Below are 24,887 nucleotides of genomic sequence, written 5' to 3'. Positions count from 1 at the left end.
CAGGGCGATTTAGAGGGAGCGTTAAAGATCTACAAGGAGTCGCGTGAAGTGAGCGAACGGTTGGCGAAATCCGATCCGTCGAACGCGACGTGGCAGCGCGACCTGAGCGTGAGCCTCGACAACATAGGTGAAGTGCTGAGTGCGCAGGGCGGTTTAGAGGGAGCGTTAAAGATCTACAAGGAGTCGCGTGAAGTGAGAGAACGGTTGGCGAAATCCGATCCGTCGAACGCGACGTGGCAGCGCGACCTCTCATATAGTTTTACTTCGTTGGCCCTGTGTTATGAGAAGCAGGGGAATCTTTCTGAGGCGCGGCACCATGCTGAGGAAAGCCTTGCGATTGATGAGCGACTTTCCGTTCATGATCCTACAAATGCAGTCTGGAAAAGAGATGTGGCCTTTAGCCGCACGCAGGCAGAGAGGTTGCGCAACTTAGCGGACAAAGTAGTAGGACTTGGCGAGAATAGTTAAATTTCACACAGTGTACCTTGCTGCATGATCTGGCGACATTCCTTGTGTTATCAGATGAGGATGGTATTTACTGTGCTTCGACACTATTGCAGGCAGTTCAGCTTGTCTGGATTTCGGTTTTGAGGGCGATCTCTTCGAGTATTGAGCTGACCCTGAGGCACTCGGCCATAGCTCCGGCAAAGACGATGCTGCGGCCTCTGGTGTGGACTTCCCAGGTATGGCGCTCGGCTTTGGAGCGGGAGCATCGTATAGCTTTGATGATCTGATCGATAACCTCATCAAAGGAGTGCTCCTCATCATTGAAAAGCACAACCCGATAGGCATCAAGCTGATCAGTTCCGGAGAGCTGCTCATGCTGTTTTGTTTCGGGAGTACTATCTGAGGCCGTCCACATAGTCATCATCTGAGCGTGCATAGGCAGTTGCGAGCGGGCTGTAACATGATAAAATAAATATTGCTTTACTCAGGCGCAAGCGAACTGCTACGCTGCAATAACCGGTTCAAGTGCTCCAAGAGTAAAGCTTCCGGAATCGGTGACGCTGACCCTGAATCGGGCGCCAATGGGGATGGTCATCAGGTCCCGGATATGGCCATAGGAGAGTCCCGAGAGTGCCGTTGCATTCGGATTGAGGGTGCTGTAATAGTCAAAAATGTTTTTCACCCGTTCCGCCTCGCCCGGTTCGAGTGGCTCACTGGAGAACTGTCCGAACAGCAAGGCTCCGCATCGGGCAAGAAGCCTTGCGTTGGAAAGATGTGAAAGCATCCGGTCAATCCGGTAGGCCGGTTCATTGATATCCTCAAGAAAGAGAAGGGTATCGTTGAAGACAGGAAGAAACGGGGTGCCTATCATTGCCGAGAGCACCGAGAGATTACCACCGATTAACTGACCCTCAGCAGAGCCTTCCTTTATTGCCGAGATCGGGTGAGCGGAATGATTGGTAATCGAACGGGCATATGAAGGGGAGGTGAGCATTCCCCAGAAATGCTCTTCGGTGTAGGGGGTCGGAGCATAGAGCTCGGTTGCGGCCATGGGCCCGGAAAAACTTACAAGACCGGTTTTTGCGTAGAGCGCAAGCGAGAGGGCGGTGATGTCGGAATAACCGGCAAGAATTTTCGGATTGGCGGCGATAAGCGTGTAATCAAGCTGGTTCAGGAGCCGGGCTGAACCGGCACCACCGCGCAGACAGAATATTGCCCGGACATCGGGGTCACTGAACATTTCATGGATATCATGCAGCTTTTCCCGGTCTGCCACTGCCGGATCGGTATCGATACGGTTGAGGTGGCTGGAGAGTTTAACCCGGTAACCGTTTGTTTCCAGATAGCTGATCGCCTGCCCGATCTTTACTGGATAAGCGCAATGGGATGAAGGGGAGATGAGACCGATGGTCTCGCCCTTGCAGAGAGCTTTGGGGATGAGGTTTTTCATGAGGCACCTCTATGAATTTATTCCGCGATTCGATTGCTTCTTTGGGCGGTGAGGTGCCCTTACAAAGAAAAAAACATCAGTACCCCGATCGATTGGGATACTGATGTTTTTTTTAACTCATTTGCATGAAATCAGGCAATGTTTTCGGTCAGCAGGATCGCTTTGTTGCTGCTGACTTCAAAAAAACCATCAGAGATCGTAAATGTCTGCTCACTGCGGTCTGCCATTGCCAGTTTGACCTTGCCGGCTTTCAGTGCAGAGAGCAAGGGGGCATGGTTCTTCAATACCTGAAAGAGGCCATCCTCACCCGGTGCGGTTACACTTTCGATCTCCCCTGAAAAGTACAGTTTCTGGGGAGTGACGATCTCTATCTGGAAACCTTTATCGGAATTCGCCATGGTTCGTGTTGTGTTTAGAGCGTTTTTGCTTTCTCGATGGCTTCCTCAATGGTTCCAACAAGGTAGAATGCGCTTTCCGGCAGATTGTCATGCTTTCCTGCGATGATCTCCTTGAAGCCCTTGATGGTCTCTTCAAGCTTGACATATTTTCCGGCAAGACCGGTAAATGCCTCGGCAACGAAGAATGGCTGTGAAAGGAAGCGCTGTACTTTTCTGGCTCTTGAAACGACAAGCTTGTCCTCGTCGCTCAGCTCATCCATACCGAGAATGGCGATGATGTCCTGGAGATCCTTGTAGCGCTGGAGAAGCTGCTTTACAGCCTGGGCAGTGTCGTAATGATCGTCACCGACAATGTTCGGATCAAGAATACGCGACGTGGAGTCAAGAGGATCAACAGCAGGGTAGATACCAAGCTCGGCGATCTGACGTGAAAGCACGGTTGTTGCATCAAGGTGGGCAAATGCCGTAGCAGGTGCCGGATCGGTAAGGTCATCCGCAGGAACATAGATAGCCTGAACCGAAGTGACTGAACCTTTCTTGGTGGAAACGATTCTGTCCTGAAGCTGACCCATCTCAGTGGCGAGGGTTGGCTGGTATCCTACAGCACTCGGCATACGACCGAGAAGTGCGGAAACCTCGGAACCTGCCTGGGTAAAGCGGAAAATATTGTCAATAAAGAGAAGCACATCGCGGCCTTCCTCATCACGGAAATACTCTGCAATGCTGAGTCCTGTCAGAGCAACCCGCTGACGGGCACCGGGAGGCTCATTCATCTGTCCGAAAACAAGAGCTGTTTTATCGATAACGCCCGACTCCATCATTTCATGCCACAAATCGTTTCCTTCACGGGTACGCTCGCCTACACCGGCAAATACGCTGAAGCCCGACTGCTGTTTGGCAATGTTGTTGATGAGTTCCATGATCAGAACGGTTTTACCTACACCGGCGCCACCGAAAAGACCTGTTTTGCCGCCGCGTGAGTAAGGCTCGAGAAGATCGATAACCTTGATACCGGTTTCAAACATCTCAGCTTTTGTGGAGATCTCGTCAAATTTCGGAGCTGAACGATGGATCGAATAGGTTTTTGCGGTATGGACCGGACCGCGACCATCAATGGGTTCGCCGACAACGTTCATCATCCGGCTTAAAACTTCCGGTCCGACAGGAACCTGGATAGGCATTCCTGTATTGGCGACGCTCGTTCCTCTGACCAGACCGTCGGTGCTCTCCATTGATACGGTACGCACACGCTCTTCGCCGAGATGCTGCTGGGTTTCAAGAACAAGCTTTGTTCCGTCAGGTCGAGTAATGGTCAGTGCATCCAGAATAGACGGGAGTCGTCCTTCGGGAAAATCAACATCAACAACAGGGCCGATGATCTGGGAAATCTTACCTTCTTGCATAGCGACAGTTTTGATAGGATTTTAATAGGGAAATCAAACGTTAAGTTCTCGGGGCTTGTCTGTCTTTTTTCATCGGGCATCATGAGCCATAATATCCCGCTGTTGAGGCTGCCCCGGCTAAGAGCCACCTGAGGGAGTCGAACCCACGACCTACTATTTACGAAACAGTTGCTCTACCAACTGAGCTAAGGTGGCTTAAGCATATAAAAAAGACAAGCCTAAATATAATTTATTTGGCAAAGAAACACAAAGATAATTACCATACCATTTATGTCATAAAAAAAAAGAAGAATTGCTATATTAGAGCGCACTGGACAAAAAGCTCAATTATCAGTTAAATCCGGATGGTTATGAATACAAGATTGAAGAGCGGGATCAGCAAATTTTTTAACACAGCACTGTTTTGTCTTCTGCTTCTTGCCGGAACCGAAGGAGATGCGTTTGCTGTCGCTCCTGTTGCGGCTCTTAATACCCCGGCCCCGGCATTTTCAGCAGTTACGCTTGATGGCAAGGCGATTGGATCAGCGCAACTGGCAGGCAAGGCCTATATTGTGAATTTTTTTGCATCGTGGTGCCCCCCATGCAGAGCAGAGATTCCCGATATGGTTGCCCTGCAGAATCAATACAGTCGTAATGGATTTACTTTTATTGGTATCGCAGTCAATGAAACAGCCCCGACCATCAAGTCATTCATAACTGGGAACAGGATCAGTTACCCTGTTGTCATGTCTGATGACCAGCTTCTTGGCTCGTTTGGCAGATTTGTTCCGGATGGCCAGATCAAGGCTATTCCGACCTCCTTTGTTGTGAACGCATCAGGACGGGTGACCCAGGTCATTACCGGGGGTAAAAGTAAAGCGGAATTTGAGAAGATCATTCTTGCCGCACTCAAAAAGCCGGTAAAAGTAAAATAATACCTGACTTTATGAACAAGGGTTTTGGTGTCCGGCTCTCTCTCTATCCGGACATATTCAGTTTCTCCTCTCCACGTCCGCATTCAGTGTTGAATGCGGACGTCTTTTTTTATAACGATTAGTCTCCAAAAGAAACAAACAATGACTTTTATGCAGATCAATGCTCCGGACTATGTGAAAAACAAAAAACTGCTCCAGTGGGTTAAGGAAACCGCTGAACTGTGTCGTCCGAGTTCCATATCCTGGTGCGATGGCTCCCAGGAAGAGTATGACCGCCTCTGTACACAGATGGTTGAGAGCGGCACCTTTATCAAGCTCTCAGAAGAGAAGCGTCCGAACAGTTATCTCTGTCGTTCAGACCCGAGCGATGTCGCCAGAGTTGAGGACAGGACCTATATATGCAGCATTCGCCGACAGGACGCAGGCCCAACCAACAACTGGGTTGCGCCAAAAGAGATGAAGGCGACTCTCAACGGGCTTTTCAGCGGCTGCATGACCGGCAGGACCATGTATGTCATTCCTTTCAGCATGGGACCGCTCGGATCCCCTATTGCGCACATCGGTGTTGAAATATCCGACTCGCCCTATGTGGTCACCAATATGCGTATCATGACGCGTATGGGCCGCCAGGTTATGGATCTTCTTGATGAGCACAGTGACTTTGTTCCCTGTCTTCACTCCGTCGGAGCTCCGCTTCAGCCGGGAGTGAAGGATGTTGCCTGGCCATGCAGTGACACCAAATATATTGTCCATTTCCCTGAAGAGCGCTCTATTGTCTCTTTCGGTAGTGGCTATGGCGGCAATGCCCTTCTCGGTAAAAAATGTTTCGCACTTCGTATCGCATCCTCAATGGCTCGTGATGAAGGGTGGCTTGCCGAACACATGCTTATTCTGGGTGTTGAATCTCCGGATGGCGAAAAAACCTATGTCGGCGGAGCCTTCCCGAGTGCATGCGGAAAGACCAACTTTGCCATGCTTATTCCTCCGGAATCGTTCAAAGGGTGGAAAGTGACCACCGTAGGCGACGATATTGCATGGATCAAGCCCGGTCCGGATGGCCGCCTCTATGCCATCAACCCGGAATACGGATTTTTCGGCGTAGCTCCCGGTACTTCGGAGAAATCAAATCCGAACGCCATGGCCACGCTGTCTAAGAACTGTATTTTTACCAATGTAGCCATGACTCCTGATGGAGATGTCTGGTGGGAGGGAATGACCGACACTCCTCCTGCAGAGCTTATTGACTGGCAGGGAAAAGCCTGGACCCCCGACTGCGGAAGGCTCTCGTCACATCCGAATGCACGGTTTACCTCTCCGGCAAGTCAGTGCCCCTCCCTTGATCCCGATTGGGAAAATCCGAAAGGCGTGCTTATCAGTGCCTTTATTTTCGGTGGACGCCGGGGCGATACCGTTCCTCTTGTTTACCAGTCAGCAAACTGGAATTTCGGTGTCTACCTTGCAGCAACAATGGGTTCGGAAAAAACTGCTGCTGCGGCTGGTACGGTCGGCGATGTGCGTCGCGACCCCTACGCCATGATTCCTTTCTGCGGTTACCATATGGGCGACTACTTCAACCATTGGCTGCATGTAGGCCGCACACTGACCGAGCTGCCGAGAATTTTCGGTGTCAACTGGTTCCGCAAGGACGAAAACGGCAAATTCCTCTGGCCCGGTTTCGGCGAAAACATGCGGGTACTGAAGTGGATTGTTGATCGTGTGCACGGTGATGTTGCCGCCGTTGAAAGTCCGCTGGGATGGATGCCGAAGTACGATATGATTGACTGGACAGGTCTTGAGGATATGACGGAAGAGAAGTTCATCAAGCTGATGTCGGTAGACCGTGAAGCATGGAAGACCGAGCTCCTTTCCCATGAGCAGCTTTTTGAAATGATCTACGACCGTTTGCCAAAAGAGTTTCCTCACATCCGTGAGCTGATGCTCTCAACGCTCTGGCTCTCTCCAAGGCATTGGTCGCTGGCGCCGGAAATCTATGAGGCGGAATAACTTCCTGAGAGGATTCCTTGATCGATTTACGCAAAGAAGCGCCGGTTCCGGCGCTTCTTTGCGTTAAAAAAAAGAGTGATTCAGTTACTCCTCGTCAAGGGTGAAGCCGATTTTCACGGTAACCTGCCAGTAGGCGACCTGCTGGTCAGAGATATGGCAACGGGTTTCAAGAACCTCAACCCAGCGGATGTTTCTGATGGTCTCGGCTGCTTTTGCTACTGCATTTTTTACTGCCTCTTCAATGCTTGTCGTTGAAGAGCCGACAAGTTCAATTTTCTTATAGATGTGATCACTCATGGTGTGTAATGGTTTTAGTCCTTGAAAAAAAATCTGTTACTGATCCGGCTGAAATTTATACCAATTCAGCACTCATATTAGCAAATCAGGCGAAATCTGCAAAACAACTGTTCTGTACTCCCTTTTCCGGCTTGCAGTTATTGAGTACATAGCTGTTTCTTTTTGTTCGTTTAACCCTTACAGGAGCGGGGTTTCAGGAGCAGGGGGAAAGGTGCGACTGGTTGTTGCCGACGCAACGGAGGTCACTCTGCGGTTTGATGCACGATCATGGCGGCCCGAAACACTCCGGCATATTCCGGAATGTTTCGGGCAGGTGTTGGCAGATCAGATGCCGAGGGAGTGCAGGAGGAGCGGTACGGCACAGAGGCCGATGGCCACGTTTGTTGCTCCGCAGATTTTGGTGATGATGGCGTTCTGTTTGTACCAGGCAAACGGAAGCAGGATGGTCAGCACATTGATGAGCAGCAGCACGGTGGCCAGTGGCCAGATTTTGCCGAGCAGGATGGCCTTGTAGCTGAAGAGTGCCGTAATGAAAAAGATCCCGAAAAACATGTGGGCATAGCTCTTTTTGTCGCCGGGATTGTAGAAATGCATGGCGACAACAACCCAGAAAAGGCCGTAGGTGGCAAAGATGGTGCCGAGATAGATTCGCAGTTCAGCAGGCAACCCCATGTCGAACAGAAACATGCATACGGCGGTGAAAATCTGTGCGACGCCGCCGAACCAGAGGGCGACATGGGCAAGACTTCGCCCCAGCTTTGCATGATCTGTTTCCTTGTCCAGCCCGAACCCCAACTGTTCGAGACCGAACACCCAGACGGTGACGATCAGCCCGAACAGGCCGATAGCTTCCGGATTTACTACATTCATCGGAAGAACTCCTTGCTTTTTGTTGTTGATTAAGTTTACCGTCAAGCTCCTGCCGTTGTCTCCCTTGATCTGTTTTATGTTGCAAGAGCTGGCTGAATGTACGGCTTATTTATATCAATGAGTGGCATCTTTTACCCCCTTTTTGAGTCTGTAACTACCTCTGTATTCTGGGCGAAAAACAAGGGGGTTTTTGCCCATAAAAGCGCAAAGCCGGGGGGTGGTATGGTTTGATCTGCCGCGAGGCTGCTGATTGCGTGCTTATGAAGATGCGCATAACTCCATGCGGGAATTCCCGCTTGATTTTAATACCTTGGAGCTGTCAGAAGAAGAATAACTGAAGATGACCCCCGCTGTAATGACGCTGCCTGCTGAAGACGCAACATCAAACAATACGACACGTTCCGGGCCTCAAAGAGAGCGTTCACTATCGGGACGCCTCCTTTCGGCGTTTCCGGCGTTTCAGAGTCCTGATTTTCGCCGCTACTTTCCGGGACAGGTTATCTCCATGATCGGCACCTGGATCCAGATGGTGGCCCAGGGGTGGCTGGTGCTTGAAATTACCGGTTCAGCGTTTGACGTTGGTCTTGCCGCCGCCGCATCAACCCTCCCGACCCTCTTTCTCTCCCTCTTCGGCGGAGTGCTTGTCGACCGTTACCCGCGCAGAACCATTCTGCTCTGGACGCAGTCATCGGCAATGCTGCTTGCCTTTGTTCTCGGTTTTTTTGCCTTGACCGGCACGGTCACCATAGGCATCATCCTCGTTCTCTCCTTTCTGCTCGGATGCGTCAATGCCCTGAATGTTCCGGCCCTGCAGGCATTTCTCAGTGAAATTGTGGAGCGGGAGCATCTCTCTTCGGCAATTGCGATGAATTCGGCTATCTACAACGGTTCGCGGGTGATTGGTCCGGCAATCGCGGGTTTTCTGATTTCGGCAACCGGAACAGGCGGCGCTTTTCTGCTCAATGGCGTCAGTTTTCTTGCGGTCATTATCTCCCTCGTCTCCATGAAAAGAGCTCCGAAAAAGCAGACCGCGACCATTTCAGGCAATCCGGTGCAGGCGATCAGGGAGGGACTGAGCTACTCCTGGCAGCATCCGGTGATCCGCACCGCTATTTTTTTTATTGCCGTCATCGCCATTTTTGCATGGTCCTATGTTACCATGCTTCCGGTTATTGCCAAACAAACTTTCGGCATGGGAGCAAAAGGTCTTGGCTATCTCTACGGCGTGTCGGGTCTTGGTTCGGTTATCGGGACCGTGCTTGTCTCCATCTTCTCCGGAAGAGTTGACCGGCTTGTTTTTATTGCCGGTGGAACCATTCTGTTCGCTCTGGCACTAATCGGGTTTACCTTTTCTGTTTCACTACCGGTGGCGCTTTTTTTCCTTTTTCTTGGCGGGTTTGGTCTTGTGGCGGCAGTATCCACTCTGAGCGCTACTATCCAGAGCACGGTTGATGACCGTTTTCGCGGCAGGGTGATGAGCCTCTATATGATGGTCTTTATGGGTTTCATGCCGATCGGCAACCTGGAGATCGGCTATATTTCGGAGCATTTCGGTACAGGCATTGCCATCCGGGCGGGGTGTACGGTAACCATTCTTGCTGCGATAGTTCTCATCTACACCAATCGCAGTGTCCGCAAGGCTTACACCCGGTACAACTCATCGGACGGGGCGCAGTAATAACCGACCCTCCATATTCAGTGGGCGGAGGAGAGATCTGCTTTTTCGCTTTTGTTGATTTTAATGAAAAAAAGCAGCGGCAGTGCAAGCGCAAAGAGGAGTGCGATCAGCATGAATGCATCCATATAGGCGAGATGGTGGCTTTGTATGGTAACCGTACCTTCCAGCGCCTTCAGGGCTACAAGCTCCGATTCGGAGGGTGAAACACCGGCCCTCATGGTTGCAGCCTGCTTAATGGCATCAATTCTTGCCACTGCGGCTGGATCGTAGGGGGAGAGATGGCTCAGCAGTTCTACCCGGTGAGCGGCAACCCGTTTGGCGATATAGGTGTTGGTGATGGCGATGCCGAAAGAGCCGCCAAGCTGTCGCACCATGTTGTTGAGCCCGGTTGCCTGGCCGATATCCCTGCCGTGCAGTCCTGCCACCGCGAGCATGGTGACCGGGATGAAGATAAAGCCGAGTGCCACGCCTCTGAGGAGCAGCACCCAGAAGAAGTTTGATGCACCTGACTGCATGGTCTGCTGGCCGAGGTACCAGCAGAAAATGACAAATGCGCTCATTCCGAAACCCATCAGCAGTTTTGGTGATGCGCCCCTCTGAAGGGCGATGCCAAGTGGCAGCGCAATGATTCCGGTTACCAGTGCACTTGGAAAGAGCACGGTTCCTGTAAGGAGAGCCGTAAAGCCGAGAAGCCGCTGTACAAAGACAGGAAAGACAAAGAGTGAGCCGTACAGCCCGTATCCGACAATAAAGGTAAGAACTGCTGCAATAGCAAGGTTGTTGCTTCGGGCAAGCACTCGCAGGTCAACAGCCGGCTCTTCGGTGTGCAGCTCCCACCAGACAAAAGCCAACAGGGCAACCACGGCAATGATGGTGAACCAGGTAATATAGGGTGTTTCAAACCAGTCTTTTGATTCCCCTCTTTCAAGAATAAACTGCAGCGATCCGATGCCGACGGTCAAAAGCCCGATTCCGGTCCAGTCGATAGAGCCGACAGCGTGCTTTACCTTCGGTTCCTTGAGAAAAGTGTATGAAGACCATGCTGCCAGGAGGCCGACAGGAATGTTCACGAAGAAGCACCACTCCCAGGAGAAGTAGTCCACCAGATAGCCTCCAAGCAGCGGCCCTACGGTGGGGCCGAGCACAAGTCCCATGGAGAAGATGCCGGTTGCTTTGCCCCGCTCTTCAGGACGGTAGGTTTCGTAGAGGATTGCCTGTGAGGTAGGCAGAAGCGCTCCCCCCCCGAGTCCCTGCAGAAAGCGGAAAAAGACCAGAGCCCAGATGTTCGGCGCCATGCCGCAAAGCAGCGAAGCTGCAGTAAAAAGCAGTATCGAACCGATGTAATAGTTCCGTCGTCCGAGAAGGTTGCCCAAAAAGCCTGAAAGAGGAATGACGATAACGTTGGCGATAGCATAGCTGGTGACTACCCAGGCAACATCCTCAATACTTGCGCCGAGGTTGCCGCTGATCTGGGTGAGCGCTACGTTGACGATGGTGGTGTCGATCAGCTCAAGCATTGCCGAGACGATAACCGTCAGTGTGATGATCACTTTCTTCAACCCGGTCTCATAGGTGTGGGCCGGATTCGGCAGCATTGGGGCAATGGAGGTCATTTTACCTTCACCTCAACTACTACGTTCATCCCGGCCGCCAGCTGCTGCGCTTTGTCCGTGGTTTCGGTAAAAACAATTTTCACCGGAACCCGTTGTGCCACCTTGATGAAGTTTCCGCTTGCATTGTCGGGCGGCAGCAGAGAGAACTTTGCTCCGGTACCTGATGAGATGGACTCGATTTTTCCCTTGAACTCTCTGTCAGGATAGGCATCAACATGGATGATGACCGGAAGCCCGGGAGTGATTTTTTGAAGCTGGGTCTCCTTGAAATTTGCCACAATCCAGAGTTTATTGCTTCCCACAATGGCTATGAGCTGCTGGCCGGGAGCTACGTACTGCCCCGGCTGAACACTCTTTCTGGATATATGTCCTGATGCCGGAGCGGTTATGGTGGTGTAGGAGAGCTGAAGCTCGGCATTGCGCAGTTCCGCCTCACGCATTTTAACCTGTGCAACGGCGGCACCCCGCTGGCTTGTCGCTGAAGCATACTGGGCTTTCGCTGCGTCAGCACCGGCACGGACCGCATCGAATTCCGCCTGTGATACAACGTCCTGCCGCCGAAGGTTGTTGTTGCGCCCGAGATCGGCATTGAGCTTGCGCTCGGTTGCTGCAGCGGCATTTGCATTTGCTTCTGCCGCCAAAACGGAGGCGCGGGCAGTCTGCAGCGCAGCCGATGCAATGTCACGACGAACTTCATAATCCGCAGCTTCAAGCCGGATCAGTGTTTCCCCTTTTTTTACTATCCGGTTATCATCGACGAGAACATCCTGAACCTTTCCCGGAATGCGCGATATGACCGGATAGACATCGCCCTCAATCTGGGCGTTATCCGTTTCAACATAGAGGAATGAGTGGTAGAGTCGGCCGCCGCCCCAGATTACAGCTGTGGCAATGGCAATCACGACAATAATGATGCGCACCGGCTTCGATGCTTTCAATGGTGTTTTTTCCTTTGTGATGTTCTCTGGCATTGTTTTCGATTCAGGTTGTTCCATGTTTTTTTGTCTGGTTGTCAGGTGTTTTCATTACCATAACAGGGCACTCAGCCTGGCGCATTACGGTTTCTGCAGTGCTTCCTACCAGAAGCCGGGTGAGGGCTGTGGAGCCGTGAGAGCCGAGCATGATCATATCCGCCTGCTGCTCGGCAGCATAACCAAGAATGCCTGCCGCCGGATCACCGTGCTGCAGCGCAAATCGAATGTTTGAGCCGTGCAGCTCAAGGATATTGCTGTAACGGGAAAACTCATGCAGGTGCATGCCGTGAAATCCTTTATTTTGCTCATTTTCAGGAGCAATATGGAGGATAATGAGTTCCGTCTCTTTACACCCCATCTCTGCGGCATAACTGATCATGGCATCCGAACAGGCCGAAAAATCAACGGCACAGATAATTTTTTTCAGTGTGCGTGTCATGTTACCAGAAAACCTCCCCGGTTGCTCGTTTCAGTGCATAGCTGCTCATGACGTATTCATAGGTCGCCTGCAACCGGGCAAGTTCTGCCTGGGAAAGTGACGCTTCCGTGTCGAGAAGGTCAAGTGTGGTTGCCATACCGTTTTCGAATCGTGCCCGGGCATGTTCGGCAGCGAGTTTCGCCTGATTTACCTGGGCATCGGTAGTCAGGAGCTTTTTCGATGAGGTCTGAACTCCGTCAAGCATCTCTTCGACTTCGTTTTTTACCTGCTGCTCGGTATCAAGCCTGCGCAACGTGGCGGCATGCATGAGCGCCGTGGCCTCCTGTCGTTCAGCACTGTTACGGAAGCCTGTAAAGATGGGGATTTCCAGATGAAGCCCGGCGGCAATGTTATTCCGTATCGCCTCAATATCGGGCTGGTAGCCATTGGTTCTGCCATAGGAGGCACTTCCGGTAATGACCGGCATCCCCTCTTTTATGGCGATGGATCGCTTTTGGCTTGCACTCTTTTCATTTTCAATTGAAAGTTTCACCTCCAACCGCTGCTGTAACGCCTGAGCTACCATTCCGGTTTCTCTTGCTGCGGATGGCGTGACGGAAAATGAGCCATTGAGGGTTAACGGTTCGTTATCAGCGATGCCCGTCAGGCGCCGCAGGGCAAGTTCGTTCCGGCGCAGGGCATGTGCCAGATCAAGAGCTCTGCTCCGGGCTGCAGCGATACGCACTTCGGTGGAGAGGAGATCAAACCGGGTAGCTGATCCTGCCTGGTATCGTTTTGTCGAGAAGTCGAGAGCCTTGTTCAGCGCCCCAATCTCCTTCTGTTCTACCCTTATGCTTTCGTGCAGCAAAAGATTTCCGTAAAAGAGCTGGACACTCTGCCAGGTGAGCTCCCTGCGGGAAATTTCGAGTGCGTGTTCGGCCGATCTTTTCCCTGAGAGTGCAAGCTCGACACCGTTTCCCCGTTTTCCGAAATCAAATATTGTGGCCCTTGCAGTGACTTTGGCGTCGTAGTTGTTGTTGGGCATGAATTTGATCGGAGCGCTGCCGCCAAAACTCATTTCCGAGACCGGATCAATATAGGTGTAACCTGCACTTGCCGTTATCTGAGGGAACCAGGTGCTTCTGCTTTTGGTAACCCGAGCATCGGCAGCAGTGATCTCTTCGGCTGCGGCTTTCAGGGCCGGGTGGTTTTCACGAACAAGACCGATTGTTTTTTCAAGTGTCAGTACCCCTTCGGGGGATTCTCCTCCGAGAGCACTCCGGCATGGCATTGAAAGCATCATTGCTACGCCTGTCCATGCGGCAACGCTTATCAGTATTCTCTTCATTATTTCCCGGTGATTTCGGGCAGCGCTATAAATGTATTCTCCCGACACGTTCGGGACTCAAACCGTGTGCAACAATGTATAGTGGAGCCCTTTATTCTTTTACCCAAGGTGTTCTTTCCTGTTATTACTATTAGCGCAATTCGTATGCCAGAAGGAAACGGGGAGAAAAAGAGGTTTAACGTGTTTTTAAAATAGGCTTTAGTTGCTTTTCGTTTTTCGGTTGTTCTGAAATTATCAGAATATTCTCTATTTTGTCTTCTTATAATTTCAGAAAACAGGACTTCCATCTGCTATATGAGTATCTCTGCATCCCATGAAGCGCATATGCTTATGCAGTATATAAGCGATGCCGTCGGTTCCATTCGAGATCCCCAGGAGCTGTTCCGAACGGTAACCGACAAGCTTCGTCTGGTCTTTGAGTTTGATTCCGCAGTTATTATAACCTTTGACAAGGATCGGCGATACAGCAGTGTTTTTTTTGAAATGCTGCGTTTTCAGCTTCCTGATGGTGTTGAGCGTAAAAAGCGGCCGATAGCCGGCTCCTGGATTGAGCCGCATCTGGGTGATGTGACGGTATCAGTTTTAAATATCGTAGAGTCGCTCGATTGTTATCCTGCGGATTTTCCGGTTCCCCAGGTACTCTATGATCTCGGTATGCGGCAGGTTGTTCTGGCCCCGTTGCGGACAGGGGGTAAGGTTATCGGTTTTCTCTGTTTTGTTTCAAAGGATGACAAACAGTGGCAGGAGAGTGAAAAGGGACTTCTTGTAACCCTCTCATCCCCTATTGCCGTTGCGGTCAGTAATGCACTTGCCTATGAAGAGCTCAGGAAGCGCGAAGCGCAGACCGCAATGCAGCTTGCCGTCAACAATGCCCTGCTTACCATCAAGGATCGCAACCGGATGCTGCTTTCGGTCTGTGAGCAGATCGACAAGCTCATGCCCTGCACCTTTCTCGGTATCCGGGTTATGGGTGAGGATGGCTCTTTTCGGGTATACGATAATTTCATGCATGAGCACAACAGCGGTTTTGTAGCGGCCTCTTCGAGTGAGCTGTTCGGGGTTGTTGATTCCGGACAGATTTCCCGGGAGAGTTTTTCGCTGATCACTACTCCCGGATGCTATAGCGGCGAAGGTTTTCTTCAGCTTTGTTCTTCATACCGTATACTGGCGCTTGTGCGGGAAAAATTCGGCATCTGTTCCCTGCTAACCGTGCCGCTCTGGGATATGCCGGGAAGCCGGGCCGGGTTGATTATTTCCGATACCTCCCGCGCTTTTGATGAGCATGATCAGGCGATGGTCCGGCTGATAGTTCCTCAGCTCTCCCTTGCTTTGCAGAACTATCTTGCGTTCGAGGAGATTGATGAGCTTCGCCGGAAACTTGAGGGGGAGCGGACATGCCTGATTGATGAGATCAAGGCGGAACATAATTTTGAAGAGATTATCGGCCGGAGTGCCTCTCTTGGTTCGGTACTCCGGAGGGTAAGCCAGGTTGCGCCGACAGATGCAACCGTGCTTATTCAAGGTGAAACAGGAACCGGCAAGGAGTTGTTTGCCCGGGCCCTTCATAATCTCTCCTCCCGAAAACAGCGCACACTGATCAAGATAAACTGTGCCGCTCTGCCGGCCACGCTCATTGAATCAGAGCTGTTCGGTCATGAAAAAGGGAGTTTTACCGGTGCTACAGAGCGGCGGATCGGGAAATTCGAACTGGCGGAGGGCGGGACGATTTTTCTTGATGAAATCGGGGAGCTTCCGCTTGAGTTGCAGGCCAAACTGCTTCGTGTGCTTCAGGAGCGAGAGCTTGAGCGGCTTGGAGGACGACAGATCATCAAGGTTGATGTACGTGTTCTTGCTGCCACCAACCGTGATCTTGCAAAAGAGGTTGCCGAGGGCCGGTTTCGCGAAGATCTCTTTTTCCGTCTCAATGTTTTTCCTCTCGTAATTCCGCCACTCAGTGAACGAAGGGATGATATTGCAATGCTTGCTGCCCATTTCGCCGCCAAATATTCAAGGGAGTTCGGCAAACCGCTTCGTCTGTTTAAAGAGAGTGATATGAAGCGTCTTGTTGAGCGGGAGTGGAAGGGCAATATCCGTGAACTGGCTCATCTCATTGAGCAGGCGGTTATCGTTTCTGACGGTGCCTCGCTGGATTTCTCCTCGATTTTATCTCCGGCGCCACCTGTCGCGGGGCGACCTTCCGGGGAAGCGGTTAAAACCATGCAGGATTTTGAACTCGATATTGCCGTGCTGGAGCGGGAACTGATACTTGACGCCCTTGATCGTTCAAATGGCAGGGTGAGCGGCGTCGGTGGCGCCGCCGAACTGCTCGCCATGCATCCGAAAACGCTCTATTCCCGGATCGATAAACTTCATATCAGCAAGCGGTATCAGTAGAGATATTGTTTATATGTAATGTTTCTCATTGCAGTACACCGTTATTTGTATTCAGAATGTACTCGTCAATATTTTTTACTGTGAATGGGTAGCCATCTGGCCATTGCAATTGAAATCGTGTTCTGAAGTTTTCTTTAGTAGAGATTGCCTCGTTGAATCGGTTTCGGTTTATATTTTTTTAATGCCAGTTTGGTTTCCATTGCCCGTTAGCTGCTTGGTAAGCCAACTTGAAATTTTCAAGAATCCACTTGACGGTAGTTGTGTTACATGGTCTTGAATCTCCGGAAATTTCTACAATCTTTTTGTTTGTAAGGCTTCCTGATACCAGATTCCGATAAATCTCTTGCAAATCCTCAAGTGTGACTGCTTTTTTGTTTTTTGTTCCAATTAGGTAATAGATTTTCCTGTCTTGGGTTACCTCAAGGATCTTAGATATTTTATTCGGTTTTCGTACCTCCATACCTGGTTTAATACCAGAATAAATAACCTCGATAAAATCATATTCTGTCATAAATAACTTCTATTTTGATCAAGATAACAGAGCCCTTACATTTTTTTATTACAAAAGAAATACAGAGAAATATAAGTTAATTGGAGAATTCAGTGAACAGTTAGTTCTCATTTTGGAGGGTAGACCGGGCGTTAGGGATGAGCCCGGCAAAAAGTCTTTTACCCGCAGATCTGGCGGATGGCGCGGGCTATAATCGGTATCCCTTCGGCAATCTGATCCGGGGTGTTGTTACAGTAGGAGAGCCGCAGCGTATTGTTGCGCACTACCGAAGGCTCAGGGTCAAAGGTGCGGCCTATGACGAACACCGCTCCGCCTTCAATGGCAATCTGCAAAATCCGTGAGGCATCACACCCTTCCGGAAGGGTAAGCCAGATATAGAATCCGCCTCTGGGCTTATTCCACTCTACATAGTCGGGCAGGTGTTCCCGGAGAGCGGCAACCATGGCGGCGGCCCTCCTCTTATACTCCTGGCGGACGCTGGCGATATAGCTGTCGATCTGTCCCGAACGGATGAAGGTGTCGGCAATCACCTGGGTGAAGCTCGGTGAACAGGCATCGGCAGATTGCTTGATCAGTTCACATTTATTGTAAATCTCTTCAGGTGCGAGCATCCAGCCGAGTCGAAGTCCCGGCCCGAGAATTTTTGAGAACGATCCGGTGTAGCAGATATCGATTCCGCCAGGATTGATCGACTTCATCGGCTGGAGGCGTAGACGGTCCTCTTCAAAAAAATAGAGATCGCCGTATGCATCATCCTCAATGAGCGGAATCTCCTCTCCCTGGAGTGCAGCAACAAGCGCCTTCTTGCGATCCTGAGTGTAGAGCAGCCCTGCGGGGTTGTGGAAATATGGCGTGATGTAGAGGAATTTTGGTTTTACGCTGTGTGCGATTTCCTCTTGCAGCGCCGCTATCGAAATACCATCGCGATCAACCGGCAACCCTTTGAGCTCTGCTTCATGGGCGCGGAATGCCGACAGTGCACCGATAAAACAGGGGTTTTCAACCAGCACGGGATCCCCCGGATCTATAAATGCCTTGGCAAGCAGATTGAGGGCCTGTTGTGAGCCGGTGGTGATGAGCAGCCGGTTCTCCTTTACCGGCAACCCCTTCTTTTCAAGAAACCCTCCCAGTGATTCAAGGAGCGTTGGCAGCCCCGGTGTCGGGCCGTACTGAAACGCGGACTGCTTGGTTTTTTCGCTGAGCTTTGAGAAGAGCGCTTCGATCTCCCTGACGGGAAAGAGGTCATTGCCGGGCATCCCCCCCGCAAAGGATATGATGTCCGGTCGTGAAGCGAGCGTCATAAGATCCCTGATCTCGGAAGAGCGGAGTGATGAAACAGCTTTGGAGAATCTTGGCATTATAAATCTTATCGTTTAGGCAAAAGAGTAATTCGTATTCAGTTGGGCGCGTCTTGTCCGTTAAGTCCCTGAAGTCCTTTTCTTCACTATCACACCTGATAGACATCCCCCTCCTGCAACAACTCCATCTTATGCTCCATCAGGACATCGATAATTTTTTGGAGTGATTCAGCCCTGATCACCACGGTTGCCTTGCACTCTCCTGAAGCAAAGGCGTACATATAGTCAATGGCAACGTTGTTGCTCGACAGCAGCTCGAGCGCCTTGTGCAGACTGCCGGGACTGTGCGGGATGATCATGCCGATCACATCGGTGATTTTCACGGCAAATCCCTGTTTTCGGAGAATCTCGGCCGCCGGTTCGGGACGCCCGACAATCATGCGAAGGATGCCATAGTCGGCGGTATCGGCAATACTGAATGCCGAGATGTTGATGTCATTTTCTGCGAGGATGCCGGTCAGTTCGGTCAGCCGTCCGGTCCTGTTTTCAAGAAAGACTGACAGTTGTTTGATGATCATGGCCACTCCTGTTCGTTATTGAAGTTTGCGTTTGTCAACCACCCGCTGCGCTTTGCCCATGCTTCGCTCGATTGTGCCGTGTTCAACCAGGCGGATGGTTGCACTGATGCCGAGTGTGCTTGAGATATTTGCCCTGATCCGCTGGCGGAGAGCTTCAAGCTCCTTCACTTCATCGGAGAAGAACTGCTCATTGATCTCCACCTGAATCTCAACCGTGTCGAGGTTGTTTTCACGGTCTACAACAAGCAGGTAGTGTGGCTTGGTTTCGCTCATTTCAAGCAGCACCGCCTCTACCTGTGACGGGAAGACATTGACACCGCGGATGATAAGCATATCGTCCGAGCGTCCGACGCACTTTTCCATTCGAACCAGTGTGCGGCCGCAGTCGCATTTTTCGGCATGCAGCCGGGTAAGGTCGCGGGTCCGGTAGCGAATCAGCGGCATCGCCTCCTTGGTTGCAGGGGTAAAGACCAGCTCACCAAGTTCTCCGTAAGGGAGTACGACGCCGGTATCAGGATTGATGATTTCCGGAATGAAGTGATCTTCAAACACATGCATGCCCTTCTGGCAGTGGCACTCCATCGAGACGCCGGGGCCGATAATTTCACTCAGCCCGTAAATGTCATAGGCCTTGATACCGAGAAGCTGCTCGATTTGTGCGCGCATCCCTTCGGTCCATGGCTCGGCGCCGAAAACTCCGGCTTTGAGCTTGATGTTCCTGCGGTCAATTTTCTCTTCAGCAAGGGCTTCGCCGAGGTATGCGGCGTAGGATGGCGTACAGGCGAGGACCGTAGAGCCGAAGTCCTCCATGAGCTGAAGCTGTTTTTTTGTGTTGCCGCCGGAGATCGGAATGACCGAGGCTCCAACCTTCTCTGCGCCGTAATGCAGGCCGAGTCCACCGGTAAAGAGCCCGTAACCATAGGCAATCTGGATGATGTCGGAGTTGGTTACGCCTGCCATGGTGAGTGAGCGGGCAACCACTTCACTCCACATCTGAATGTCGTTATGGGAGTATCCGACAACGGTGGATTTGCCGGTAGTACCGCTTGATGCGTGCAGCCGGACGATGTCGGTCTGGGGCAGGGTAAAAAGACCGAAGGGGTAGTTGTCGCGCAGGTCCTGCTTGGTGGTAAAGGGGAGTTTTTTCAGATCATCAATGGTGTTGATGTCACCGGGTTCGATTCCCTCTTCCTGAAGTTTTTTCCGGTAGAAAGGGACGGTGTCGTAGACCCGTTTTACCATTGATTTTACCCGCTCTCCCTGAAGTTTCTGAAGCGCTTCGCGCTCCATGCACTCATACTGCTTGTTCCAGATCATGTCGCTCATGCTTGAGTTTGTGATACTTCCTCTCCTTTTCTGAATGCCCTGATATTCATGGCTACAATATCAGCTCCTTTTGCCTGAAAGAGCCGCTCTATAGAGCTCTCTATCTCTTCTGAAGCAATGCCGATAAACGGTGATGCCGCTCCGAGCATGACCATGTTGGATACTCTTGTGTTGCCTATCTGGCGGGCAAGCTCTGCGGCGTTGATCAGCACCGGTCGGTTAGTCCGGTCAAGCTCGGCGAGAATCTCATCCATAGCCGGATAGGCTGCCATATTGACAAGGGGTTCTGTTGCCGTTACCACCCGCCCGTGCGGGGCAAGCCAGGGGAGGTAGCGGAGCGCCTCAAGCGGCTCTACCGAAAGGATCAGGTCAGCAGTGCCCCCGGCAATAAGATCGGAGTAGATCTCCGTATCGGAAATGCGGAGATGTGACTGCACCGCACCGCCTCGCTGGCTCATACCGTGCACCTCAGCCTGCCGGAAAGTGAGACCGCCCCGAAGTGCGGCGTGATCGATTACGGCAGCGATGCTCAGTATTCCCTGACCTCCGACTCCGGCAAGAATGATGTTGATCTGCATGGTTTTGTTAAGGCGTTCCTTTCCGGTTACGTTTTTTTCGGGCAGCAGCTTCAATACACTCCCTGTATGCCAACACGACCGACACGCCATCCCATGCAATCTCCTCCCTGAGGATGGCTATGTTCTCTTCAAGTTGGGATTTCAGTGGAATAATGGTTCTGATATGCTCTTCATCAACGCCGATTCCCCGGCAGATTGCATGCAGCTTCGAGCCTGTTGCTGAAGAGCTCTGGCCGCCGGTCATGGCCGTAGTGTCATTATCAGCGATGATAACCGTGATCGGTGCCTGGTTGTTGACCGCGTCGAGCAGTCCGGTCATGCCGGAGTGCGTGAAGGTGGAGTCGCCGATTACCGCTACCGCCGGTCGGAGCCCTGCGTCTGCCGCACCCTTGGCCATGGTGATCGATGCGCCCATATCGACACAGGTGCTGATCGAATTGAAAGGCGGGAGCGCTCCGAGTGTATAGCAACCGATATCTGAAAATACATGGCGATCACTACAGGTGCTCATCACCGTGTTGAGTGCTTCATAAAGATCACGGTGCCCGCACCCCTTGCAGAGTGCCGGGGGGCGGTTTGCAACAATATCGGGCACCGGCATGAGCTCTTTCGGAGCAATTCCGAGAGCTCTGGCTACACTGTCAGCGTTGAGTTCTCCCGCTCTTGGAAGGGCTCCGTCAAGACGGCCCCTGATGTTTTTTCCGCCGAAATAGCCTCTCAACAGCTCTTCGTAGACCGGGTAACCCTCCTCGGCAACAAGCACTGTTTCGCAGCGGCTGAAGAGATCCTCGATCGCTTTTCTCGGCATCGGATAGCAGCCGATTTTGAGTATGGGGAACTCCATCCCGTAAGCCTGCCGAACCTCCATGACATAGTTGAAAGCAATTCCGAAAGCAAGAACGCCTGTTGAGCCCGTTCCGGGAATCAGGCGGTTCAGCCATGACTGCTCTGAATAGGCTTCAAGCTTGTTCTGTATGCCGAGCAGGTGGTTATACTGACGGCGGGCATTATGCGGCATCAGGACAAAGCGTTCAGGAGCATGGATGGCGTTAAGTCTGTTCTGCTGGCGCACCTCCCGCTTTTCGACTCCTGCGCGTGAATGCGCAAGCCTTGTCGTAAGCCGGAGCAGTACCGGGAGTCTGATGGACTCCGAAAGATCAAAAGCCTCTCGTGTGGCATCGTAGAGCTCCTGCTGCGAAGCCGGTTCAAACACCGGCAGCATGGCGAATTTTCCATAGACCCGGCTGTCCTGCTCGTTTTGCGAGGAGTGCATCGACGGGTCGTCAGCTACGGCAACAACGAGTCCGCCATTGACCCCGGTAATGGCCGAGTTGATAAAGGCATCCGCCGCAACATTAAGGCCGACGTGCTTCATGCAGACCAGACTCCGTTTGCCGGCATAGGACATCCCGAGAGCCGCTTCATAGGCGGTTTTTTCGTTCGCAGACCAGGCAGAGCGCACCGGCTCCTTCCTTTGATGGCTGTTCTTCTGGATGTATTCGGTGATTTCGGTCGAAGGGGTTCCGGGGTAGGCGTAGACGCCGGATATTCCGCCGTCAAGAGCACCGAGAGCAATAGCTTCAGCGCCCAGTAAGAGTTCTTTTTTCATGCAGCAAACTTACGGATTATCATCGAAGATCAGAAATTTTTCGTTCTGAAGTGATGGAAAAGGGACGATTCTGACTCTTTTGTGCAATGTGAGCAATGCATGCTTTTCTCAGCTCTTGAAATCGACAGAAATCGGCTCTCTTTTGCTGGAAAGCGAAGTAGTAAGAGCGTAAATCAATCCATTTGCGGCATAGAGAATACCGTGTTTTGGGGATTTCCGGTTCGCCCATCCTGTCGGATATTGTCAATAGTCAATCGGGAGGAGCATGATTTCGGGAGCATTTCCCGGGAGGCATCTCTGCCCCTGTGAATCAGAGGTGCCGGACGCAAGAGGCCATCTTCACAGAATTTCAACCTTTTCACGCAATCAGGAAACGCCATATGAAAACGAATCAATTTCAGAGAGTTATCGCTTCCGCATTCACTATTCCGGGAGGCATAAAGAGCATTAGCCGCTCAAAACGGTTTCAGGCAGCAGCACTTTGCGCGCTACTCTGCGCTTTTGACGGGCCGGGGGTGGCGTTTGCCGCAGATGCTCCTGCTGAGGCTAAGCAACCGGTTAGCGTCACGATTGACGTGCCGGTATTGTCGGCCTATGTCTGGCGTGGCCAGGTGATCAATAATGAGTTTGTCACCCAGCCATCCCTGACGGTGACAAAGGGTGGATTTTCCGTCAATGTGGTCAACAATGTGAACTTTACCCATGCATTAACAGCAAAAGCTCCTGAACTCACCGAGACCGATCTTACGCTCTCCTACACAACGAAAATCCGTTCTCTTGCAACAACGTTCGGATGGATTGAGTACCAGTTTTCCAATCAGACCGTCACTGATGCAAGCGGAACGGTAAAAGCTCTTCCGGGAACCAGAGAGCTGTTTTTAAATGCCGGACTGCCTGATCTGCCCGGCACGCCGACCGTTGCACTCTACCACGACTTCGATGAAATCAAGGGAACCTATTTCGTCGCAAGCAGCGGATACAGCCACGCATTCGAAAAAGAGGGAGTAACCGCAGTCATATCAGGCGCAGTCGGTTACGGCACCGCAGGCTACAACAAGGGCTACTTCGGAGTCAACAGTGCGGCATTCAATGACCTGACACTGACGGCTTATGCTGCAATCAAAGCCGCTGACAATCTTACGATTACACCGGCGGTACAATACATAAGCTTGCTTAACCGCGATATCAGAAATGCAGCAAAGAGTGTTTTCAAGGATAACCATCAGGCTGTTTACAGCCTCAAGCTAAGCTACACCCTTTAATCAATCAGCTTAAAACAGGAGATACTCATGAGCAACAACGATATAAAACAGGGAGCAGCTTCGCACCGGGGCAAGGAGTCCTACGGGTTGAAGAGCTCCTCACTTTCTCCGCTGGAGACCCTTGGCCAATCCATCGCGAACATCGCACCGACCGCTACGCCAACCGTAGTCATTCCGCTGGTTTTTGCTGTATCGGGAGGGGGGACGTGGCTGGCATATCTGATAGCCACCGTCAGCATTCTGCTTGTCGCATCAAGCATAAACCAGTTTGCCCGCCGTTCAGCGTCGCCGGGCTCATTCTACACCTACACGATTGAGGGTCTCGGCTCCTTCTGGGGAGCTGTAACCGGCTGGGCGCTACTTATTGCCTACATCGGTTGCGCATCAGCCGTAACTACAGGATTTTCCAATTATGCGAATGTCCTGCTTGAGAGTGTTGCCGGAGTCAAAATTCCCGCAGTGATTTTCATAGCCGTCAGCGTGCTTGCTGCTTGGTATGTTGCCTACAGGGATATCAAGCTCTCGACACGTCTGACACTTATTCTCGAATTTGCCAGTGTCTCTTTTGTTCTGCTTCTGGTTGGAGTGACTCTTTACCATTACGGGTTCAAGCTTGACCTTGATCAGCTTGCCCTTAAAACAACCAGTTTTGATGCGCTGCGCGGTGGTCTTGTTCTGGCTCTGTTCAGTTTTACAGGTTTTGAAAGTGCAGCAACACTCGGTTCCGAGGCCAAAAACCCGTTGCAAAGCATCCCCAGAGCGATTCTGAGAAGTGCCCTGATTGTCGGTGCGATTTTTGTTCTCTCCTCCTATGCCCAGGTCATCGGCTTTCAGGGACATAGCGAAACGCTCGATAAGAGCTCCGCACCCCTCAATGTTCTTGCCGACCGGGCAGGTCTCTCCTCAATAGCTCTTCTCATCAATATCGGCGCCATAATCAGCTTTTTTGCGTGCGTCCTTGCAAGCATCAATGCTGCGGCGCGCATTCTCTTTCTGATGAGCCGTCACGGCATCTTTCATGCATCAGCGGGTGACGCGCATGACACCAACGAGACCCCCCATAAAGCCGTAACGATAGCCGCCATTATCGCCTTTATTCCGGCAGCAATACTCTCGGTAAGGGGTGCGGGCGACTTTGATATATACGGCTGGATCGGAACGGTTGCGACACTCGGTTTCATTACAACCTATATTATTGTCTCTGTTGCAGCTCCGGTCTATCTCAAGCGCCTTGGTGAGCTCAAGGTTACCAACATCATCACGTCCGTCATCTCTATCGGTATTCTCGGGCTTGCCATTCTCGGCAATATCTACCCTGTGCCGCCGGAACCATACAACTGGCTGCCCTATCTCTTTTTTGCCCTGCTCCTTGGCGGTGTAGCGTGGGTTCTTGTGATCCACAGGTTCCATCCGCATGTCATTGATGAAATTCATCGTGAGACAAAATTCAACAGTGATCGTTTCAGTACGCAGACGCAGGGCTGAGCATTCGGTAACCATTATGTAAAAAGGCACGC

Annotated in this window: 23 protein-coding genes and 1 tRNA gene; 7 read left to right on the top strand and 17 right to left on the bottom strand. The window is 51.6% G+C overall.

The window, feature by feature from the left end; translation table 11 throughout:
- A partial coding sequence (locus G9409_RS03200) for a tetratricopeptide repeat protein (RefSeq protein WP_166807359.1) occupies nt 1–468 on the top strand: 468 nt, incomplete at its 5' end.
- A 97-nt stretch (nt 469–565) separates the two neighbouring features.
- On the opposite strand, the gene G9409_RS03195 is transcribed toward G9409_RS03200, so the two are convergent.
- The 5 genes from G9409_RS03195 to G9409_RS03175 all read right to left on the bottom strand — a co-directional run bounded on the left by G9409_RS03195 (nt 566) and on the right by G9409_RS03175 (nt 3,893).
- On the bottom strand, nt 566–871 hold the full coding sequence (locus tag G9409_RS03195; protein ID WP_235923221.1) for an ATP-dependent Clp protease adaptor ClpS: 306 nt from the start codon (nt 869–871) through the stop codon (nt 566–568).
- Between the two features lie 78 nt (nt 872–949).
- A complete protein-coding gene (locus G9409_RS03190; protein WP_166807357.1) occupies nt 950–1,897 on the bottom strand; it encodes a S66 peptidase family protein in 948 nt (315 codons plus the stop codon).
- 131 nt (nt 1,898–2,028) lie between these two features.
- Nucleotides 2,029–2,295 carry an ATP synthase F1 subunit epsilon gene (gene atpC / locus G9409_RS03185; RefSeq protein ID WP_006366765.1) on the bottom strand — a complete coding sequence of 89 codons (267 nt, stop codon included), beginning with the start codon at nt 2,293–2,295 and terminating at the stop codon, nt 2,029–2,031.
- A gap of 14 nt (nt 2,296–2,309) precedes the next feature.
- On the bottom strand, nt 2,310–3,698 hold the full coding sequence (gene atpD, locus G9409_RS03180) for a F0F1 ATP synthase subunit beta (RefSeq protein WP_006366764.1): 1,389 nt from the start codon (nt 3,696–3,698) through the stop codon (nt 2,310–2,312).
- A 122-nt stretch (nt 3,699–3,820) separates the two neighbouring features.
- Nucleotides 3,821–3,893: transfer RNA gene (locus G9409_RS03175), tRNA-Thr, on the bottom strand.
- Between the two features lie 155 nt (nt 3,894–4,048).
- On the opposite strand from G9409_RS03175, the gene G9409_RS03170 reads away from it, so the two are divergent.
- Nucleotides 4,049–4,612: a TlpA family protein disulfide reductase gene (locus G9409_RS03170; RefSeq protein WP_235923220.1), complete on the top strand. Its 564-nt coding sequence runs from the start codon at nt 4,049–4,051 to the stop codon at nt 4,610–4,612.
- Between the two features lie 141 nt (nt 4,613–4,753).
- Complete coding sequence (locus tag G9409_RS03165; protein ID WP_166807355.1) at nt 4,754–6,616, top strand: phosphoenolpyruvate carboxykinase (GTP); 1,863 nt, start codon at nt 4,754–4,756, stop codon at nt 6,614–6,616.
- Between the two features lie 84 nt (nt 6,617–6,700).
- Here the strand turns inward: G9409_RS03165 and G9409_RS03160 are convergent, their stop codons facing one another.
- Together G9409_RS03160 and G9409_RS03155 are read right to left on the bottom strand one after the other, a co-directional pair.
- Nucleotides 6,701–6,913 carry a dodecin gene (locus G9409_RS03160; RefSeq protein WP_076791828.1) on the bottom strand — a complete coding sequence of 71 codons (213 nt, stop codon included), beginning with the start codon at nt 6,911–6,913 and terminating at the stop codon, nt 6,701–6,703.
- Nucleotides 6,914–7,237: 324 nt separating this feature from the next.
- On the bottom strand, nt 7,238–7,783 hold the full coding sequence (locus G9409_RS03155; protein WP_166807354.1) for an acetate uptake transporter family protein: 546 nt from the start codon (nt 7,781–7,783) through the stop codon (nt 7,238–7,240).
- 355 nt (nt 7,784–8,138) lie between these two features.
- Here G9409_RS03155 and G9409_RS03150 point away from each other — a divergent pair, with 355 nt between their 5' ends.
- Nucleotides 8,139–9,461 (top strand): MFS transporter, encoded by a 1,323-nt coding sequence (locus G9409_RS03150; RefSeq protein ID WP_166807464.1) that lies wholly within the window; start codon nt 8,139–8,141, stop codon nt 9,459–9,461.
- A gap of 17 nt (nt 9,462–9,478) precedes the next feature.
- Here G9409_RS03150 and G9409_RS03145 read toward each other — a convergent pair whose 3' ends face one another.
- From G9409_RS03145 to G9409_RS03130, 4 genes are read right to left on the bottom strand one after another with little or no spacing between them, the layout of a single operon-like run.
- The gene (locus tag G9409_RS03145; protein ID WP_166807353.1) at nt 9,479–11,074 is read right to left on the bottom strand and encodes a DHA2 family efflux MFS transporter permease subunit; all 1,596 of its coding nucleotides are present in this window, start codon (nt 11,072–11,074) and stop codon (nt 9,479–9,481) included.
- Nucleotides 11,071–12,069 (bottom strand): HlyD family secretion protein, encoded by a 999-nt coding sequence (locus tag G9409_RS03140; protein WP_166807352.1) that lies wholly within the window; start codon nt 12,067–12,069, stop codon nt 11,071–11,073. Before G9409_RS03140 ends, G9409_RS03145 begins: the two co-directional genes overlap by 4 nt.
- Nucleotides 12,056–12,487, bottom strand: coding sequence for a universal stress protein (locus G9409_RS03135; protein WP_166807351.1), 432 nt, complete (start codon nt 12,485–12,487; stop codon nt 12,056–12,058). Before G9409_RS03135 ends, G9409_RS03140 begins: the two co-directional genes overlap by 14 nt.
- Nucleotide 12,488: 1 nt before the next feature.
- Complete coding sequence (locus G9409_RS03130; protein WP_166807350.1) at nt 12,489–13,814, bottom strand: TolC family protein; 1,326 nt, start codon at nt 13,812–13,814, stop codon at nt 12,489–12,491.
- A gap of 294 nt (nt 13,815–14,108) precedes the next feature.
- Between G9409_RS03130 and G9409_RS03125 the strand changes: the two genes are divergently transcribed.
- Entirely contained in the window at nt 14,109–16,208 is a 2,100-nt protein-coding gene (locus G9409_RS03125; RefSeq protein WP_166807349.1) for a sigma-54-dependent Fis family transcriptional regulator, read from the top strand.
- 178 nt (nt 16,209–16,386) lie between these two features.
- On the opposite strand, the gene G9409_RS03120 is transcribed toward G9409_RS03125, so the two are convergent.
- From G9409_RS03120 to G9409_RS03095, 6 genes are all read right to left on the bottom strand, one after another.
- Entirely contained in the window at nt 16,387–16,719 is a 333-nt protein-coding gene (locus tag G9409_RS03120) for a hypothetical protein (RefSeq protein WP_166807348.1), read from the bottom strand.
- A gap of 158 nt (nt 16,720–16,877) precedes the next feature.
- On the bottom strand, nt 16,878–18,077 hold the full coding sequence (locus G9409_RS03115; RefSeq protein WP_166807347.1) for an aminotransferase-like domain-containing protein: 1,200 nt from the start codon (nt 18,075–18,077) through the stop codon (nt 16,878–16,880).
- A gap of 89 nt (nt 18,078–18,166) precedes the next feature.
- Nucleotides 18,167–18,595 (bottom strand): ACT domain-containing protein, encoded by a 429-nt coding sequence (locus G9409_RS03110; protein ID WP_006366752.1) that lies wholly within the window; start codon nt 18,593–18,595, stop codon nt 18,167–18,169.
- A 15-nt stretch (nt 18,596–18,610) separates the two neighbouring features.
- Nucleotides 18,611–19,912 carry a phenylacetate--CoA ligase family protein gene (locus G9409_RS03105; RefSeq protein WP_166807463.1) on the bottom strand — a complete coding sequence of 434 codons (1,302 nt, stop codon included), beginning with the start codon at nt 19,910–19,912 and terminating at the stop codon, nt 18,611–18,613.
- A gap of 5 nt (nt 19,913–19,917) precedes the next feature.
- Nucleotides 19,918–20,499 carry an indolepyruvate oxidoreductase subunit beta gene (locus tag G9409_RS03100; RefSeq protein ID WP_166807462.1) on the bottom strand — a complete coding sequence of 194 codons (582 nt, stop codon included), beginning with the start codon at nt 20,497–20,499 and terminating at the stop codon, nt 19,918–19,920.
- Between the two features lie 7 nt (nt 20,500–20,506).
- On the bottom strand, nt 20,507–22,108 hold the full coding sequence (locus tag G9409_RS03095; RefSeq protein ID WP_166807346.1) for a thiamine pyrophosphate-dependent enzyme: 1,602 nt from the start codon (nt 22,106–22,108) through the stop codon (nt 20,507–20,509).
- Nucleotides 22,109–22,488: 380 nt separating this feature from the next.
- Here G9409_RS03095 and G9409_RS03090 point away from each other — a divergent pair, with 380 nt between their 5' ends.
- Complete coding sequence (locus G9409_RS03090; RefSeq protein WP_166807345.1) at nt 22,489–23,370, top strand: hypothetical protein; 882 nt, start codon at nt 22,489–22,491, stop codon at nt 23,368–23,370.
- Nucleotides 23,371–23,397: 27 nt separating this feature from the next.
- On the top strand, nt 23,398–24,855 hold the full coding sequence (locus G9409_RS03085) for an APC family permease (RefSeq protein WP_166807344.1): 1,458 nt from the start codon (nt 23,398–23,400) through the stop codon (nt 24,853–24,855).
- The last annotated feature ends 32 nt before the right edge of the window (nt 24,856–24,887 follow it).

This window comes from Candidatus Chlorobium masyuteum, from assembly GCF_011601315.1.
Classification (GTDB): Bacteria; Bacteroidota; Chlorobiia; order Chlorobiales; family Chlorobiaceae; genus Chlorobium; species Chlorobium masyuteum.
The sequence above is the reverse complement of the archived record's forward strand: the minus strand, read 5'-3'. Positions and strand labels throughout refer to the sequence as shown.

Bases quoted from the DNA above. Each gene is read 5' to 3' on its own strand.
- G9409_RS03195 (WP_235923221.1), bottom strand. From the start codon at position 871: ATGATGACTATGTGGACGGCCTCAGATAGTACTCCCGAAACAAAACAG.
- G9409_RS03190 (WP_166807357.1), bottom strand. From the start codon at position 1,897: ATGAAAAACCTCATCCCCAAAGCTCTCTGCAAGGGCGAGACCATCGGT.
- atpC (WP_006366765.1), bottom strand. From the start codon at position 2,295: ATGGCGAATTCCGATAAAGGTTTCCAGATAGAGATCGTCACTCCCCAG.
- atpD (WP_006366764.1), bottom strand. From the start codon at position 3,698: ATGCAAGAAGGTAAGATTTCCCAGATCATCGGCCCTGTTGTTGATGTT.
- G9409_RS03170 (WP_235923220.1), top strand. From the start codon at position 4,049: ATGAATACAAGATTGAAGAGCGGGATCAGCAAATTTTTTAACACAGCA.
- G9409_RS03165 (WP_166807355.1), top strand. From the start codon at position 4,754: ATGACTTTTATGCAGATCAATGCTCCGGACTATGTGAAAAACAAAAAA.
- G9409_RS03160 (WP_076791828.1), bottom strand. From the start codon at position 6,913: ATGAGTGATCACATCTATAAGAAAATTGAACTTGTCGGCTCTTCAACG.
- G9409_RS03155 (WP_166807354.1), bottom strand. From the start codon at position 7,783: ATGAATGTAGTAAATCCGGAAGCTATCGGCCTGTTCGGGCTGATCGTC.
- G9409_RS03150 (WP_166807464.1), top strand. From the start codon at position 8,139: ATGACGCTGCCTGCTGAAGACGCAACATCAAACAATACGACACGTTCC.
- G9409_RS03145 (WP_166807353.1), bottom strand. From the start codon at position 11,074: ATGACCTCCATTGCCCCAATGCTGCCGAATCCGGCCCACACCTATGAG.
- G9409_RS03140 (WP_166807352.1), bottom strand. From the start codon at position 12,069: ATGGAACAACCTGAATCGAAAACAATGCCAGAGAACATCACAAAGGAA.
- G9409_RS03135 (WP_166807351.1), bottom strand. From the start codon at position 12,487: ATGACACGCACACTGAAAAAAATTATCTGTGCCGTTGATTTTTCGGCC.
- G9409_RS03130 (WP_166807350.1), bottom strand. From the start codon at position 13,814: ATGAAGAGAATACTGATAAGCGTTGCCGCATGGACAGGCGTAGCAATG.
- G9409_RS03125 (WP_166807349.1), top strand. From the start codon at position 14,109: ATGAGTATCTCTGCATCCCATGAAGCGCATATGCTTATGCAGTATATA.
- G9409_RS03120 (WP_166807348.1), bottom strand. From the start codon at position 16,719: ATGACAGAATATGATTTTATCGAGGTTATTTATTCTGGTATTAAACCA.
- G9409_RS03115 (WP_166807347.1), bottom strand. From the start codon at position 18,077: ATGCCAAGATTCTCCAAAGCTGTTTCATCACTCCGCTCTTCCGAGATC.
- G9409_RS03110 (WP_006366752.1), bottom strand. From the start codon at position 18,595: ATGATCATCAAACAACTGTCAGTCTTTCTTGAAAACAGGACCGGACGG.
- G9409_RS03105 (WP_166807463.1), bottom strand. From the start codon at position 19,912: ATGATCTGGAACAAGCAGTATGAGTGCATGGAGCGCGAAGCGCTTCAG.
- G9409_RS03100 (WP_166807462.1), bottom strand. From the start codon at position 20,499: ATGCAGATCAACATCATTCTTGCCGGAGTCGGAGGTCAGGGAATACTG.
- G9409_RS03095 (WP_166807346.1), bottom strand. From the start codon at position 22,108: ATGAAAAAAGAACTCTTACTGGGCGCTGAAGCTATTGCTCTCGGTGCT.
- G9409_RS03090 (WP_166807345.1), top strand. From the start codon at position 22,489: ATGAAAACGAATCAATTTCAGAGAGTTATCGCTTCCGCATTCACTATT.
- G9409_RS03085 (WP_166807344.1), top strand. From the start codon at position 23,398: ATGAGCAACAACGATATAAAACAGGGAGCAGCTTCGCACCGGGGCAAG.